The 14,066-nt window shown below is 68.3% G+C and carries 13 protein-coding genes and 2 pseudogenes; 11 read left to right on the top strand and 4 right to left on the bottom strand.

Annotation, left to right across the window (positions count from 1 at the left end; all coding sequences use genetic code 11):
• Positions 1 to 318: 318 nt before the first annotated feature.
• Complete coding sequence (locus VKA86_01995; GenBank protein ID HKK69959.1) at positions 319 to 1,212, bottom strand: DUF72 domain-containing protein; 894 nt, start codon at positions 1,210 to 1,212, stop codon at positions 319 to 321.
• 156 nt (positions 1,213 to 1,368) lie between these two features.
• On the opposite strand from VKA86_01995, the gene VKA86_01990 reads away from it, so the two are divergent.
• The 4 genes from VKA86_01990 (at position 1,369) to VKA86_01975 (ending at position 4,625) form a co-directional block, all read left to right on the top strand.
• Positions 1,369 to 2,028, top strand: coding sequence for a sigma-70 family RNA polymerase sigma factor (locus VKA86_01990; protein ID HKK69958.1), 660 nt, complete (start codon positions 1,369 to 1,371; stop codon positions 2,026 to 2,028).
• On the top strand, positions 2,025 to 2,609 hold the full coding sequence (locus VKA86_01985) for a hypothetical protein (GenBank protein ID HKK69957.1): 585 nt from the start codon (positions 2,025 to 2,027) through the stop codon (positions 2,607 to 2,609). The genes VKA86_01990 and VKA86_01985 overlap by 4 nt, the downstream gene beginning before the upstream one ends.
• A gap of 135 nt (positions 2,610 to 2,744) precedes the next feature.
• On the top strand, positions 2,745 to 4,232 hold the full coding sequence (locus tag VKA86_01980; protein ID HKK69956.1) for a peptide MFS transporter: 1,488 nt from the start codon (positions 2,745 to 2,747) through the stop codon (positions 4,230 to 4,232).
• 3 nt (positions 4,233 to 4,235) lie between these two features.
• Positions 4,236 to 4,625, top strand: coding sequence for a co-chaperone GroES family protein (locus VKA86_01975; GenBank protein HKK69955.1), 390 nt, complete (start codon positions 4,236 to 4,238; stop codon positions 4,623 to 4,625).
• A 46-nt stretch (positions 4,626 to 4,671) separates the two neighbouring features.
• Here VKA86_01975 and VKA86_01970 read toward each other — a convergent pair whose 3' ends face one another.
• Positions 4,672 to 7,104 carry a SpoIIE family protein phosphatase gene (locus VKA86_01970; GenBank protein ID HKK69954.1) on the bottom strand — a complete coding sequence of 811 codons (2,433 nt, stop codon included), beginning with the start codon at positions 7,102 to 7,104 and terminating at the stop codon, positions 4,672 to 4,674.
• Positions 7,105 to 7,390: 286 nt separating this feature from the next.
• Between VKA86_01970 and VKA86_01965 the strand changes: the two genes are divergently transcribed.
• The 7 genes and pseudogenes from VKA86_01965 (at position 7,391) to VKA86_01935 (ending at position 12,302) form a co-directional block, all read left to right on the top strand.
• Positions 7,391 to 7,753: a response regulator gene (locus VKA86_01965; protein HKK69953.1), complete on the top strand. Its 363-nt coding sequence runs from the start codon at positions 7,391 to 7,393 to the stop codon at positions 7,751 to 7,753.
• Positions 7,754 to 7,757: 4 nt separating this feature from the next.
• A pseudogene (locus VKA86_01960) lies at positions 7,758 to 8,798 on the top strand (chemotaxis protein CheW).
• Positions 8,784 to 9,350, top strand: a pseudogene (locus tag VKA86_01955) (methyl-accepting chemotaxis protein). The pseudogenes VKA86_01960 and VKA86_01955 overlap by 15 nt, the downstream one beginning before the upstream one ends.
• 56 nt (positions 9,351 to 9,406) lie before the next feature.
• Complete coding sequence (cheD, locus tag VKA86_01950; protein HKK69952.1) at positions 9,407 to 10,057, top strand: chemoreceptor glutamine deamidase CheD; 651 nt, start codon at positions 9,407 to 9,409, stop codon at positions 10,055 to 10,057.
• Positions 10,058 to 10,071: 14 nt separating this feature from the next.
• Entirely contained in the window at positions 10,072 to 10,362 is a 291-nt protein-coding gene (locus tag VKA86_01945) for a hypothetical protein (protein HKK69951.1), read from the top strand.
• A gap of 85 nt (positions 10,363 to 10,447) precedes the next feature.
• The gene (locus VKA86_01940; GenBank protein HKK69950.1) at positions 10,448 to 11,632 is read left to right on the top strand and encodes a methyl-accepting chemotaxis protein; all 1,185 of its coding nucleotides are present in this window, start codon (positions 10,448 to 10,450) and stop codon (positions 11,630 to 11,632) included.
• Positions 11,616 to 12,302, top strand: a complete 687-nt coding sequence (locus VKA86_01935) for a hypothetical protein (protein ID HKK69949.1) — start codon at positions 11,616 to 11,618, stop codon at positions 12,300 to 12,302. The genes VKA86_01940 and VKA86_01935 overlap by 17 nt, the downstream gene beginning before the upstream one ends.
• 4 nt (positions 12,303 to 12,306) lie before the next feature.
• On the opposite strand, the gene VKA86_01930 is transcribed toward VKA86_01935, so the two are convergent.
• Together VKA86_01930 and VKA86_01925 are read right to left on the bottom strand one after the other, a co-directional pair.
• A complete protein-coding gene (locus VKA86_01930; protein HKK69948.1) occupies positions 12,307 to 13,287 on the bottom strand; it encodes an alpha/beta fold hydrolase in 981 nt (326 codons plus the stop codon).
• 6 nt (positions 13,288 to 13,293) lie between these two features.
• Entirely contained in the window at positions 13,294 to 13,932 is a 639-nt protein-coding gene (locus VKA86_01925; GenBank protein HKK69947.1) for a hypothetical protein, read from the bottom strand.
• Positions 13,933 to 14,066 lie beyond the last annotated feature (134 nt).

Genomic DNA, 14,066 nt, shown 5'->3' with positions numbered 1-14,066 from the left:
CCATCGGAGCCGGCGAGCGGGTGGGGATCTCGACGCGGGGCGGGAGCCGGAACGACACCGGGAAGCGACTCATTCCCGACACCGGTCCGCGTCTCCCGCTCTGCGACCATACGAGGAACCGTGCAGCCACAGACCCCGCGTCCGGGACGGCGTGATCTCGCCGATTCACCACCATCCCACTTCGAAGTGTACCCGAAGCCGCTGCGGTTGCGACACATCCCGTGCCCACTTCTCGCCCCTGCGGCCGGATTCGCCGGCGCAGACGTGAACAAAAGGAGTAAGTAAGGCCCCGCACGCAGCCCGCTCGGCGAACTCCCGTCAGTCGCCGCTCTCCTGCATCTCGCGGTCGACCATCTCCATCAGCCGTCGAACCGTGGTCGGCGCGTGACCGGCATAGTGGTTGTTCACGTACACCAGCGCGTTCCGGCCCTGCCGGACGTGCCGGCTCAGGAACGTGGCCCAGCGCTGCAAGCGCTCGCGCCGGTCGATGACCTCGGTGTCCCAGGTCTTCGTGATCGCCTCGATCTCCTTGCGGTCGCCGAGCAGACGCACGTACATCCGCGGGCCGGTGACGGGGTCGAAACGTTGCTCGACCTCGTCGGCGTGCGGCATCCACGCCTGGTCGACCAGCACCATGGTCACCCGATGGCGGCGCAGCAGGTGCGCGAGGTCGGGACCGACCCACGAGCGATTGCGGATCTCGACGGCGTACTCGAACTCGCCGGGCAACTCGTCGAGGAAGTGGTCGAGACGCTGGAGGAATTCACGGGGGTCGGCGAAGACCGCCTTGCCGAAGTACGGGAACTGCAGCACCAGCGGTCCCAGTCGATCGCCCATGCGGGACATCACGTCGAGGAAGGCGTCGCGCTCGCCGAAGGTGTGTTCGGGAACGAGGACCTTCCCGCCGTCCGGCCGTGGCCCCTCGCCCGCGTGGCAGATCGACTTCGGGAACTTCGCGCTGAGCAGGAAGCCCTCGGGGGTCTTGTCGACCCATCCGTCGACGATGCTCGCCTTCGGAATCGCGTAGTAGGTGGCGTCGACCTCGACGGTGTCGAAGTGCTGGGCGTAGACCCGCAGGAAGTCACGGGGCTGGGTGCCGGCGGGATAGAACGGACCGACCCAGTCGTCGGACGAGAACGAGGAACATCCGAAGCGGATGGGGGCTTCCTCGGCGGCGTTGCGAGGCAACGGGGCACGGCGTGGTTGCGCCATGGGCCCTCCTTTCGGCGAGACTCCGCGGAACACGTCGCGCCGGCGGGAACACGACGGCCGCGTCGGAGCGCGATTCTAGGAGAAACGCACACCCGATTCCAGCGTCGCCCGCTTCGCCGCTGGTCGTCGCGGCGTCCCGGTGGCAGGATGACGGGAATGGAACCACGGCGCACGGCGTACTCCCGGTCGGAGGGCCATGCGTCGAACTACCGGAGCCGGACCGTGGCCGCGACCGACGACACCGATCTGCACGACTTCGTCCTGCGGGCTCGCGGCGGCGACCCCGATGCCTACGGCGCGGTCGTCCTGCGTCTGTCGTCGTGGCTCCGGATGCGTCTGCGGCGGTACGTCGCCGGCGACGACGACGCGCTCGACGATCTGGTGCAGGACACCTTCGTCCGCGCCTGGGAACGGCTCGAGGACTTCGATCCGGAGCGATGCTTCGAACCCTGGGTCGCGCGGATCGGCGTGAACCTCGCGCTCGACCGTCGCCGGAGCGCGTCGCGGCGCGACGAGGTGGACGACGCCGAGCCGTGGCTGGAAGCGATCGCCGTCCCGGCCGACGCCCCGCGGGCCGTGGACGACGCCGAGATGCTCGCCGAGGTCGAGCGCGCGCTCGCCGATCTCCCCGCGGGCTGGGCCCTGGTCCTGCGGCTGCGCGCGGTCGAGGAGATGAGCACGACGGAGATCGCGACCGCGCTGGATCTGCCGCTGGGAACGGTCCTCTCCCGACTGTCCCGCGCCCGCGCGCGGATCGCGATCCGTCTGGCGGAACGCTACGGCGATCCGCGAGCACCGGAGGAGGGCACGCCGTGAACCGGAATCGTTCCGAACGTGAGATCGCCGAGGGCCTCGGCGGCGACGAGGCCCGCCCCACCGGCGACGGACCCGCCGATGCGTGGGCCGAGCGTGTCGACGATCTGGTGCGGGCGAGCGATGACCGCGAGCACGGCGAGGACGACGTCGCGGCCGAACTCGATCGGAAGGCGGTCGTGGACCGCATCCGCGTTCGCCGTCACCGGGATCGCCTTCCGTGGTGGCGGATCGCGGCGCCGCTCGCAGTGGCCGCGGGCCTGGCCGGACTGTTCTTCCTGCACGAGGTCGAACCGCCAGCGGATCCGAACGTGGGCGACCCGGGAACGACCGGGGAAGCGCTCCGGGCACCTGAAGTCCGGCGAATGGCGCCGCCGAGAAGCGTCGACGAGGCCACCTCGATCGATCCCGTCACCCGCGAGGTCGAATCCCTGCTGGAACGATTGGGCACTCCCTCGCGGCCGTCGTCAGTGACCGGAGCCGTCCGCGACAGTCTCGTCGAACGACTCCGGACCCTGCGTCCCCGGCTGGACGACCCACGCCTCGTCCGTCGCGTCGACGCCTGGATCGCGCCGACGGAGTGAACCCACTGGATCACGCAACCGCTGATCCCACCAAGGTTTCGCAGCGTTGCCCCGCACCGATCGGTGGGATAGACTGCCGCGAGTGTCCTCGATCCGGCCACGTCAGCCGGCCGACCCCGTCAGGAAAGCCGTTCCATGACCGAACCCACCGCTCGAACGGCCGCGGACGATCACTCCTTCTTCGGACATCCCCGCGGCCTCGCGACCCTCTTCTTCACCGAGTTCTGGGAGCGCTTCAGCTACTACGGCATGCGCGCGCTGCTGGTCCTCTTCATGACCGACACCGCGCGCCACGGCATGGGCCTCGAGACCGAGACCGCGACGGCGATCTATGGTCTGTACACCTTCGGTGTATACGCTCTGGCACTGCCCGGCGGGTGGATGGCCGACAAGATCTTCGGTCAGCGCCGAGCCGTCCTGATCGGCGGGATCATCATTGCCGCCGGCCACTACACGATGGCCGTGCCCACCGATCCGAGCTTCTTCCTGGGTATGTTCCTGATCGTGCTCGGCACCGGCCTGTTGAAGCCCAACGTGAGTTCGGTGGTCGGGGATCTGTATCCCGAGGGCGGGGCGCGCCGTGACGCCGGGTTCTCGATCTTCTACATGGGGATCAACTTCGGTGCATTGCTCGGTCCCCTGATCTGCGGTTACCTCGGCGAGGAGGTCAACTGGCACCTGGGCTTCGGCGCCGCCGGCGTCGGCATGACCTTCGGTCTGCTGCAGTACGTGCTCGGTGGCAAGCACATGGGCAACGCGGGGTACCTCAAGGGCGACGCCGCGGATCCCGCATCGGTGAAACGCGCCGTGTCGCAATTCACGTGGGGCGTGGTCTTCATCGTGGTTCTCAGCGCGGTCATCATCGGCCTGTCGGCTGCGGACATCCTTCCGCTGACCCTGGTCGGATTCGCGCAGTCCACCGGAATCATCGTCCTGGTGCTCGCAGCCTTCTACTTCGTCTACGTGGCCTTCTTCGCCTGCAAGGACGGCGTGGAGCGTGCACGGATCGGTGTGATCTTCCTGCTCTTCCTGGGCGCGGCCATGTTCTGGAGCGGCTTCGAACAGGCCGGATCGAGCATGAACCTCTTCGCCGAGAATTTCACCGACCGCGTGATTTTCGGCTGGGAGATGCCGACCACCTTCCTGCAGAGCGTCAATCCGCTGTTCATCATCATCCTGGCTCCCGTCATGGGAATGCTCTGGGTGCGACTCGGCGCGTACAACCCCTCGATTCCAGTCAAATTCGGTCTGGGATTGGTCCTGCTCGGCAGCGGTTTCTTCGTGTTGGCCTGGGGCGCGCAGTTCATCGAGGCGGGAAAGGTCAGCCCGATGTGGCTGGTCACGACCTACTTCCTGCACACCGTGGGCGAGTTGTGCCTGAGCCCGATCGGATTGAGCTCGATCACCAAGCTTGCGCCACAGCGACTCGTGAGTCAGATGATGGGTACGTGGTTCGTGGGTGCGGCGCTCGGTAACCTGATCGCAGGTCTGGTAGCGGGCTTCATCGAGGACATGCCGCAGGACCAGTTGTTCTCGACGGTTGCCCTGATCGTGATCGGTTCGGGCGTGGTCTTCCTGCTCTTCGCCAAGCCGATCGGAAAGCTCACCCATGGCGTGAAGTAGGCCATGGCCTCGATCCGCAAGCACATGCTGGTCGTCGGCGACCGGCTGCTGGTCAAACCCGTGGAGGGCGAGGAACGGACGGACACCGGCCTCGTCCTCCCGGCCACGGCCGTCAGCGACCAGCAGGTCCGGTCCGGTCGCGTGATCAAGGTGGGGCCGGGCATCCCCGTGCCCGAGCCCATGGACCACGACGAACCGTGGAAGAAGCGCGAGCCCTCGGCGCGCTACGTGCCGCTGCAGGCGCGCGAAGGCGACACGGCACTGTTCCTGAAGAAGGCCTCGGTCGAGATCAAGTTCGAGGGCGAGAACTACCTGATCGTTCCGAACAGTGCCGTGTTGTTGCTGGTCCGAGAGGAACTGGATCTCGGCGAGGACCGACCGGACCGGCACTGAGCCGGACCGCGCATCCGCGTACGGTGCACCTCCGCATACGCCACGATCAGGCTGCCCGGCGCTTGATCACCACCAACGTCACGTCGTCGGACTGAGGAACGTCACGCACGTGCCGAGAGACCGCGTCGAGGATCGCCCGGCGAATCGACGCCGCGCTCTCGTGGCGTCGTGCCACCGCGATCTCGCGGAGCCGGTCCTCGCCGAAGAAGTTGGTGACGATCTCTTCTTCGTCGTCGCCGTTCTCGTCGTCGATCGAGCGGTCGTGCCGCTCGATCGTGGGCTCGGTCGACGCGGGCAGGGCCCGCAGGTCCAGTCCCGGAATCCGCGTTCCCGGCCCCATCGCCTCGGTGATCCCGTCCGTGTAGAGGATCATGCTGTCGCCCGGAGCGAGCACCGTGCTGCACTCGGTGTAGCGCTGCCCGGGAAGCATCCCCAGGATCAGACCGCCGGCGGGCAGGGTCTCGAGTGTGCCGTCGGCCCGCACCACGAGGGGCGGATCGTGACCCGCGTTCACCCCCACCACGCGACCGGTCGCGGGTTCGAGCACGCCGTAGAAGAAGGTCGCGAACATGTGCGTGTCGGTGCTGCGGGCCAGCAGGTCGTTCATGCGTTCGACGACCTCGGACACCTGCGCTTCGTGCAGGAGCTGTCCCTGCAGACTCGCCTGGAGGTTGCTCATGAGCAGCGCGGCCGGAATGCCCTTGCCGCTGACGTCGGCCACGGCCACGCCCAGCCGGCCGTCGGGCAGCGGAATGAAGTCGAAGTAGTCTCCACCGACCTGCTTGCTCGGCGTACTGCCGCCGTCGATCTCGTAGCCCTCCACTTCGGGGAGCGACTCGGGGAGCAGACGGATCTGGATCCGGCGGGCGGTCGCGATCTCCTGCTCGAGTCGTTGCTTCTCGACGATCTGGTCCTGTGCCACGTGGATCGCCCGGGTCATGTCGTTGAAGCCCTCGGCCAGGTCACCGAATTCGTCCTGGTTGGGCAGGTCGACGCGGGTATCGAGATCGCCCCGGGCCAGTCGCCGCATCGCCTGGTGCAGTCCGCTCACGGCCAGGGTGATCCCTCCCACGATCCGCAGACCGAAGTACAGCGCCAGGGCCTCGAGCATGAGGAACAGGGCCGCGATCACCAGCAGCGCGACCCCGACGATCTGATTCACCACGTTCGCGTCCGAGGTGACCAGCGCCACCAGGTCGGAGGGCCGGGTCCGTAGCCGGATCAGGGCACCCGTCGCGTCGAGGCTCCCCCCTCCGAGATCGTGGACCTCGAAGGTCGCTCCCCCGAAGATCCTCCACTGCTCGGTCCACGGGGAAGACTCCGTCGTGGTGTCCACCGACCGGGGCTTCGCCCGCAGGCGGCCCTCGCCCTCGCCGATCGGGATCCCGCCGGAACGAGACCCGCCGAGAGTCAGATGCAGATCGGAATCCTCGACCGCTCCCATCAGGTCGACCTCGCAGCCGAGCTGGTCGGCCAGGCGTTGGATGCTCTTCGGTCCGAGCCGTCGGCCGCCGAGCAGGACGCGCTGCCCGTCCTCGTCCACGCCGGTCCGCACGGCCCAGATCTCGCCGTTCCGACGGACCCACAGGCCCGCCGGAACGGGGCCGAAGCCGGAGTGCTCGATCGCGTCGGCCAGTTCGTCGCGCCAGGGCGGCGGAGCCGGGCTCTCGATCTCCGCCGCGATTCCGACCGCGCCGAAACCTTCCTCGAAGGGTCCCGGACCGTGCAGTTCTCCCGTTGCCACACGGTCGAGCCAGCCGGCGAGCACCGACTGTGCGTGGGAACTCGTGCTACTGCCCACCACGCCGTAGACGACCACCACCGCCAACGCGGCCAGCAGGACCACGGGTACGGCCGCGATCAGGAAGCCGGCCACGGCCAGCTTCGGACGCAGTCGCAGGAAGTGCAGGCGGATGCCCAGGAACAGATGGACCGCGGTCAGGGCCGCGGCCACCACCAGCGTCAGCCGGGCACTCCCGTGCACACCGTGCAGGATCTCGCCGAACCAGCCGCGGACCTCACGCAGATCGGGGACGAGGACCATCAGTACGATCGCACCGACACACCCGCCGAAGACCAGCGCCCGGTGCCAGGACGGAAGAACACCCAGGACACGGTGTCGCCGCAGCAGCAGGAACACCACGATCGCCGTGGAGAACAGCACGCGGCCGACGTCCGAGGCTCCCGGAACCAGCAGCGGTGCCCCCGCGATCGCCAGGCCGGCGGTCCACACCCGCGGGGCCAGCACGTGCGGACGATGCATCCGGACGAGTTCGACGATCAGGACGGCACCGGCGGACGCGCCGACGAGATGGCTCCAGATCCCCGGCAGCCACCCCCCGGCGAGCATGATCAGGGCCGCCGCACCCAGGCGTCGGAGCCGACGCAGAGCGGCGCTCGCCTCCGGCGAGGTCGGTCGACGGCGGACCCGGCCTCCGATCATCTGCAAGGGAGTGTCGATCGCTCGCTCGTCGGACATGACAGCGGTCTCCCGGAAGGAATTGCCGGGTGCGACGGCGACCCAGGCCCCGCCGGTTCCGGCGTTCGGACTCTAAGGGCTCCGACCTCCACGTCAACGCCCCTCGGGAGGAGGATCCGGGTTCAAGATTTCCCGGACGCCCTCCGATACCCACCGGACGAGACCAAGGAGACGCGGACGTCTCGCTTCGACATTCGCCACGCTCGGGTTCGAGCCGGCGTTCGCGCGGGCCGCGGGGACGGATCCCCCGGCCACGATCACCCCGCAATCGGGAGAAGAGTAGACCATGGCGACGATTCTCGCGGTCGACGACTCGCGCTCGTTGCGCCAGATGGTGACGGTCACGCTCCAGAGCGCCGGCCACACCGTGACCGAAGCAGAAGACGGCGTGCAGGCCCTCGACCTGGCCAAGACCGGAAACTTCAACCTGGTCCTGACCGACGTGAACATGCCGAACATGGACGGCATCACGTTGATCAAGGAGCTGCGTCAGCTGCCCAGCTACAAGTTCACGCCGATGCTGGTGCTCACCACCGAATCGGGGGACGGCCGTAAGAGCGACGGCCGTCAGGCCGGGGCCACGGGTTGGCTGGTCAAGCCCTTCAACCCCGAGCAGCTACTCGCGGTGATCAAGAAGGTGCTGGGGTAGTTCGATGATGATCGACGTCGCACGCTCCCGCCCCCACGGCACGGACTCTCGCGTCGACCGCTCCGTGGTCGCCGGACGCCACGAGGACCCGATGGCCTCGGTGCGGGCATTCGACGAACGCGGCCCCATGGTCCGACGTGAAGACGACATGAAGGTGTTGACCTTCGTGCTCGCCGGCGAGGAGTACTGCGTCGACATCGTGCACGTACAGGAGATCAAGGGCTGGGAGGACGCCAAGCCCCTGCCGAACACCCCCGACTTCGTGAAGGGCGTGATCGAGCTACGGGGAACGATCGTGCCGATCGTCGACCTCCGTGCCCGCTTCGGCCTGGAGCCCACGGTCTACGGACCGACCACGGTGAACATCGTCCTGCGCGTACACGCCGACGCGATCGGCGAGCGCGTGATCGGCGTGGTCGTCGACGCGGTGAACGACGTCCGGGATCTCGACCGCGAAGCGATCGAGCCCGCGCCCGACTTCGGGGCGAGTGCCGACCTCGATGTCGTCTCGGGACTGGGGATCGTCGACGACCGCATGCTCGTCCTGCTCGATCCGTCGCGCTTGCTCGACACCGCTTCGTTCGACGTGGTCCCGACGGACCGCCTCGGAACTCTGGCCGGACACCTGGTGGAACGGGTCCGTGCGGTGGCTCCCGCCGTCGACGTCGAGCCGGTCGCCGTCGAGCGCCTCCGTACGGCCGTGGGTCTGGCCGCCGAGGCCCTGGACCATCCGCACCGGCTCGAGGAACTGGTCCGGGACTGGGCCCCGACCCTGCACGCCGTCGGCCTCCGCCCGGCCCACCTGCGCACGCTCGCGACCGAGATCGCCGGACTGGTCGCGTCGCTCAGCGTGCCCGGACCCGAGCCCGACCGCTGGCAACGTGCGGCCGACATCGAGGCGACTCGGCTGCGCGCCGCCGTCGACGGGGCGAGCACGAACATCGTGATCTGCGACCCCGAGCTGAACATCACCTACGTGAACCAGGCCACCGTCCGTACCCTTCGTCGCCACGAAGCCGCCTTGAAGCGCGTGTGTCCGCAACTCGACATCGATCGTCTCGTCGGTTTCGACATCGACGCCTTCCACGCCGATCTCGAAGGGGTGCGCGCGCTGCTGCGCGATCCGTCGAGCCTCCCCCACCGCGCCCGCGTCCAGGTCGGCCCACTGGTCTTCGACCTGAACGTGACCGCCGTCCTCGACGACGAAGGCCGGTATCTGGGCATCTGCAACGAGTGGAGCGACGTCAGCGACCAGGTCGACGCCGAACGGGAGATCCAGGCCCTGATCGAGAACGCCGTGGCCGGACGGCTGGACCGACGCATCGATCCCGACCGCTACGTCGGCTCCACGAAGAACCTGGCCGCGGGGGTCAACCGTCTGCTCGACTCCGTGGTCGAGCCCACGCGCCAGGCAGCGGCCAGCATCACGAGCGCAGCCGACGACATCGCATTCCGGACCAACCTGCTGGCGCTGAACGCCGCCGTCGAGACCGCACGAGCCGGCGAGCGGGGCCCTGGCTTCGCGGTGGTCGCCGCCGAGGCCCGCGATCTCGCCGGCCGTAGTGCGGACACGGCCAGGGAGATCAAGACCCTGATCGACGACCGCCCCACCCGGATTCCCGGCCGCAGCCGCGATCGGAAGGCGGTCCACCGATGAACGCGCACGCCACTGCCCCGGCTCCGAGTCCGCCGCGCCCACTGCGGGGTTTCGAACACATCGGCTTCTACTGGGACCGCCGCTACGGTCGCTTCGCCGCGAAGCTGAATCCGGGCGAGTACTACGTCACGACCGAGGATCACCTGATCATGACGGTGCTCGGTTCCTGCGTGTCGGCCTGCGTGCGCGACACCGTGCTGGGTGTCGGCGGCATGAACCACTTCATGCTGCCCGCCAACGACGACCCGGCGAGCCTGGCCCGCCACGTGGCGCGCAGCGCGTCGGCCGCGAACCGGTACGGCACCTACGCGATGGAGAACATGATCAACGACATCCTCAAGCACGGCGGGAGTCGCGATCGGCTCGAGGTCAAGATCTTCGGCGGCGGAAAGATCCTCAGTTCGATGGCCGACATCGGCGGCAAGAACATCGCCTTCGTGCGTGAGTTCCTGCAGATCGAGGGCTTCCGTGTCTCGGCCGAGGACGTCGGCGATCGCTTCCCGCGCAAGCTCTACTACGAACCCCATTCGGGGAGGGTGCAGGTCAAGAGACTGAAGCAGGTCGAGAGCGAGGTCGTGAAGCGCGAGGAGAACTACCGCCGCACGATCGATCGCAAACCCGTCGGCGGCGCCGTCGAGCTCTTCTGAGGGACGTGAACACGATGACCACACGTGTCCTGATCGTCGACGACTCGGCCCTGGTTCGACAGATACTGCGGGAGACGCGGGATTCCGTCGGTGACGGTGCGACGGACCTGATCGAGACGAAGCACACCGGGTCGGCGACCCTGGCCCAGGACGGGGCCACGAGTTCCGTCCGGGACATGTCTGCATCCACCCATCGCCCGGCCGCGACCGACGAACCGCCCCCCCTGGGTTCGATGTGCGCCACGATCCTCGACCGTGCACGCACCCTGGACTCGACGACGACCTTCCGATCCATCGAGGTCTGACATCATGTTGCGCTGGCCACCCCATCCCTCCCCTTTCGCCGTTGCGGACGCGTCCGTTCGTGGACGGTGGATCCGCCTCTCGCTCATGGTCGTACTCGGTGCGACGCCGCTGCTCCTGTTCCTGTTCGGGAGCCCCACCTGGCTGGTGGCCGCCGGCGGAAGCGGGGTGGCCACGTTGGCATTCGGAGGATGGATCTCACACGTCGGATCGGGCGCCGACGAACCCGACGGACGACCGCGCGTGAAGGCCGACGATCACGACCACGAAGGCTTCTGTCCCGCTACGTTCATGCTCCTCTGGGAGCTGATGAGCCCGCAGATCGAGCAGGTGTCGCTGGTCCAGCAGGAGCTCGAGCAGGTCCGCGGATTGATCGGGGACGCGGTCGGCAAGCTCGGCGCCAGCTTCACGGGCATGAACGAGGGCACCCAGATGCAGCTGACGAAGGTACGCTCGATCATGAGCGACGAGAGCGACGACGGATCCCGCCGGGTGAGCCTCGAGGAGTTCGCCCAGGAGAACAACCGCCTCGTCGGCGCCTTCGTCGACCAGATCTCGGCGATCTCACAGCAGAGTCAGGACATGGTCCGCCGGATCCAGGACATCAGCGGACAGATGGACCAGGTGGCGGGACGAATCGGTGAAGTGCAGAACATCGCCGAGCGCACCCGCCTGCTCGCGCTGAACGCGAACATCGAGGCCGCGCGTGCCGGTAGCGCCGGGCGGGGCTTCATGGTGGTCGCCGACGAAGTCCGCAAGCTCGCCGCCGACAGCCACGGCTTCGCCGACGAGATCCGCTCACTGGTCGAGGGCTCGCACACCTCGATCAACCAGGCTCGAGAGATCATGGAGACCATGGCCGGCGAGGACATGCAGTCGGCCCTGGCCTCGAAGTCCGAGATCGACACCATGCTGCAGGACCTGCACGAGATCAACGAACACGCCAAGTCGACCATGGCCGAGGTCGAGGCGATCGCCGGCAACATCGGCAACGAGGTCGGTCTGGCGATCACGGCCCTGCAGTTCGAGGACATGGTGCGTCAGTTGATCGAGCATGTGAGCCAACGCACCAATCTCCTGCGCCTGTACGCGGCCGAGACCTTCAGCGACGAGACCTGGAAACTGTCCGATCCGACGAGCCTGGGCCAGGCCGAGGCCACCGTCGAGCAGCTCGCCCGGACCCTTCGCGCGAAGCACGGACTCTTCGACACCTTGTCCCACCAACCGGTGGAACAGCAGCAGATGGACTGGGGCGATGCCGAACTCTTCTGACGACCACCGGCGCTCGCCATCGGTGGCCTTCGCCACCCTGAGCGAGGAACTCCAGCCGGCCACCGGCGACCAGACCCGCGGCGTGCGCCAATCGCTCGAGCAGATCCGCTCGCTCACCAGCGACGCCACCGAACGCCTGATCGAGTCCGTCCTCGGCCACGAGGACGTCGACCGCCGCCTGGCGCGGGCCGGCCTCAAGCACTTCGTCCAGGACACCGCCGACATCCTGCAGGCCGTGATGACCGACCTCGACGACGAGCGGGGCCCGTCGGAGATCCGTCGCCACCTGCGGGAACGTCTGGCCACATTGGCGTCGCGCTCGGGTATCGAGGTCGAGCCGGCGGAGCTCGACGGTGAACACGTCCACGACCTGGGCCGCCGCATGGGCGATGCCCTCTCGGTGGTCCTGCAGTCCCTGCAGGTCGACGACCTCGTCAACCAGCTCGCCGACGAGATCCTCGGCCGCCTCGACCGTCTCGACGACCTGAGCGAGCAGATCCAGGACACGGCCGTGAACCTGCGTGACGCCGACGCCGACGAGATGCGGCGCTTCGCCGAACGGCTTCTCGAGCTGGGCGAGGCGATCGGGAAGATGCGCGAGGAGTGGGCCGGAACCCACCGCCGTGTCGGCCAGGAACACATGGACCAGGGCGAGATCGAACTGTTCTGACCGCTCAGTCCCGCGTCGAGTCCCCGCGCACGAACCCGACGATCGCGCGGACGACCTGATCGGTCGTCCCCGGCGACAGGACGTCACCGGCGAGGACGTGCCCGTCCTCGTCGCCCACGCCGGAGACGACGACCCGTTCGCTGCGGTCGGATTCCATTCTGTCGAAGACGTCGATCGCCCGATCCACACGGATCACCGTGTCGCGGTCGGAATGCAGCAGCAGCACCGGCGTGACGATCTCGCTCGGATCGAGCCGCCGTACCCCCGTCACCAGGCGCATCATCGTGGCCACCGCCTCGACCGGGTAACGCGTGGTCCAGTGCGCAGCGTGCTGCTCGTTCTGCGGCTCCCACGCGCGCTCCGGGCCCTGGATCCATCGGGTGAGCGTGAGTCCGCCCGGCCACAGCAGCAGCCCGGCCCGCACGTCGCGCGGACCGAGGTTCGGTGAGATCAGGACGAGCGCCTCGAGCTGGTCCTTCCAGTCCGGCCGTGTCGCGGCCCACACCGCCAGGGTCCCACCGGTCGACAGACCCACGAGCACCGTGCGTTCCCCGAGCCGTGCGGCCACCGCCATCGCTTCGCGCACGTCGGCCAACCAGTCGGCCACCGTGGCCTCGGCCATGGCCTCACCGTCGCGCCCGTGTCCGCTCAGCCGCGTGAGGAAGAGGTTGGCGCCGAGCGAATCGGCGACCGTCTCGGCCAACGGGAACGCCTCGCGCCGGGTCGCCGAGAAACCGTGGAGGTAGACGATGGCCAGCGGCGTTCGACGCTTCGTGGTCGGATCGTGCCATACGATCTTCTTCTCGGCGCCCGCGCGCAGGTCGTCGAAGCGAGCCTCCCGCGCGGCGAGATGGATGTCGAGGGCGTCGGGCAGGGTGGCCATGCTCGCCGGCGCCGGCAGGTCGGCCCGGGTCGACCGGAACAGCACCACGGTGGCCACGATCACGAACAGAGCGGCGGCGACGACGACGAGGGCGATCTTCATCGGTGCTCAGGCCCCGATCCGCAGTGAGGCCCAGGCCATGGCGAACTCCGTGTCGGCCCGCTCGGGTCCGTCGGGAGGGCCGGACATGCCGATCGAGAAGTGCATGGCCCGTCCGTGGGCCATCCGCGCCTGGACGTGCACGGGGAGCATCGCATCCTCGCCCATCACGTAGCGGTAGGCGAAGCCGGCTCCCGGCACTCCTCCCACCTTCATCGGCCGGACCGCCGCGGTCCGCTCGTAGCCGTGGTGCAGGCGGCGGAAGGCCCGCTCGGTCTCGCGCGCCTCGGCGAGGACATCGGGGCGCTCCAGGGGGCTGGCGTAGACGTGGATCGCCGGGCACACGGCCTCACGAGGCCCGAAGTCCTCGTGCGCTCCGTACTTCGCGATCACCAGGAGGGGGTCTCCGGACAGTTCGTGGAGGTAGCCCAGCAGGTCCCCTCCCGCGGACGGATTGTCCTCCTGCTTCCGCATCTGCTCGTGGTAGTCGGCGTTCACGACGAAGTGCCAGCCCCGAGGCTTGCAGATCCTGAAGTCGAGCCAGTCGTTCACGTACCACTCGCTCGCGGCCGACGGCGCGGGCATCGCAGCCGGTGCGGCCGGGTCGGCATCGATGCGGGCGGAGGGCCGGGGTCTCGGTCGTGGCATGCGAGGACCTCGTGATCGGGACACGGGTGCACTGTTCCCACACCCGCCAGTATCGCGACAAGAGCGCCGCGCGTCATCCCCCACGCCGACCGGACGCCCTGGCCGTCGGCGCGCTAGAAGAAGAGGAACACCGA

Source organism: Candidatus Krumholzibacteriia bacterium (assembly GCA_035268685.1).
GTDB lineage: Bacteria > Krumholzibacteriota > Krumholzibacteriia > JAJRXK01 > JAJRXK01 > JAJRXK01.
Note: the sequence above shows the minus strand (reverse complement) of the source record. Positions and strands in the feature narration are given on the sequence as shown.